Consider the following 1084-nt stretch of genomic DNA (forward strand, 5'->3'; position numbering starts at 1 on the left):
GTCCGGCGGCGAGGATCCCGGCGGTGCGGGTGAGGTTGTAGGCCATGACCGCGGCGACCAGCCATGCTGAGTTCGCCGCGAAAGCACCTGAAGGCAGATGGGCCAGTGCGCTGTCCTTCAGATCGGCATTGACCTGCTCGATGATGGCGTGTTTCCGGTGGATTTTGTCGGCTGCGACGGTGCCCAGGAGTTCGGCGTCCATGGTGGTGAAGAACGCGTGGTGCCGGTGGGTCTCAAACAGGGTGGGTTGTCCATCGCTGGCCTTCCGGTTCAGTTCCGGGATCCGGCGCACGACCAGGCGGCCGGTGATCTGCTCGGCTTTCTTGCGGGAGCTGAACGCGGTGAACACGGTCTCGGCGACCTCGGCCTTCGAGACCCAGGTGTTGGTGGTCTCGTCGAAGACCGCGTCGGTGTATTCGATGGTTTTCCACGCGGTCTCCGGGATCCGGGCGATGGCGGCCTTGACGGCCGGGTCCATCCGCACGGTCACCGACACGGCTGCCCCGCCGGACAGTGCCGCGGAAACCGCGGCATGGCCGTAGAACGCCGAATCAAACCGGCACAGCACCGCCCTGCCGCTCTGCAGACGCTTGAGCATGGACAGAGCATCGGTAATCAAACGCTTCGCTCCCCGCGCCGAGTTCGCCGCGCCCTTGCGCAGCCGTTGGGCGGCGATTATCGGGGCGGTTTCCTTGGTGGAGACCGTGGCCAGCAGGGCGTTCATGCCCCGGACCCCGGAGTAGCCGTAGCTCGAGCCCTGCTTCGCGTAGCCGTGGACCTCGATGATCGTGTCATCGACATCAACGAACACGAAGTCCTCCTTCCCGGGATTACCCAGAAGCGGGGCCCGGGCCCCCAGGTTGGCCAGGAAACGGGAGGCGACCGCGTCCAGCTGGCGCACATGCCCGAACGTGAAGGACCGCAGGAACGAACCCAGCGTCGAGGGCGCGTAGCAGGCGTTGAAGACCCGCTTCATTCCGCCGTGGCGCAGCAGGGCCATGTCATCGATCGAGTCCGCGCCTGCGACCATCCCAGCCACCAGGGACGCGACCTTCAGCCCGGCGTTTGCACCCTTATCCGTGGG

The 1084-nt window shown here is 66.1% G+C and carries 1 protein-coding gene; it reads right to left on the reverse strand.

Features of this window, described 5'->3' with window-relative positions; all coding sequences use genetic code 11:
- Positions 1-1084: IS1380 family transposase (locus tag M8J71_RS22915; protein ID WP_256250170.1), on the reverse strand; the 1084-nt coding region annotated here is incomplete at both ends.

Source organism: Pseudarthrobacter sp. R1 (assembly GCF_024494415.1).
In the GTDB taxonomy this organism is placed as follows: domain Bacteria; phylum Actinomycetota; class Actinomycetes; order Actinomycetales; family Micrococcaceae; genus Arthrobacter.